Source organism: Pectobacterium brasiliense, from assembly GCF_013449685.1.
Taxonomy (GTDB): domain Bacteria; phylum Pseudomonadota; class Gammaproteobacteria; order Enterobacterales; family Enterobacteriaceae; genus Pectobacterium; species Pectobacterium brasiliense_A.
In genome coordinates, this window is the sequence record NZ_JACDSF010000047.1 from 35,753 (window position 1) to 36,115 (window position 363).

Consider the following 363-nt stretch of genomic DNA (forward strand, 5'->3'; position numbering starts at 1 on the left):
ACGATCGTAGAAGGACACCATTTCGACCACTGCGTGATCGGGAACCGCCATTCCTTCTACAGGCAAACCGCCACCGCCAGCCCAGTAATAACGCTTTTCCGTAATCCGTTTTACACTGGCACCAGGACCTACCCCGCCCCCGGGATAGCCGCCAATAAATGCCCCGATACGATAAAACTCAACGTTGGTCGTCCACGTTTCACCAATATTGCTGCCCGTACCATAACGCCAGTTAACCGGTGTTTTGACATTTGGACTTGAGCAGGCGGCCAGCGAAATACATAGCCCCATGACCATAATAAAATATCTGAACATCATGCCTCCAAATTGCCGATGATATGCCGCCGTTCCTTGCTCACGGTG

Annotated in this window: 1 protein-coding gene; it reads right to left on the reverse strand. The window is 51.8% G+C overall.

Features of this window, described 5'->3' with window-relative positions:
• Nucleotides 1-315, reverse strand: a 315-nt coding sequence (locus H0248_RS17470; protein WP_180786883.1) for a DUF2931 family protein, incomplete at its 3' end; no start/stop codon positions are given.
• Nucleotides 316-363: the final 48 nt, after the last annotated feature.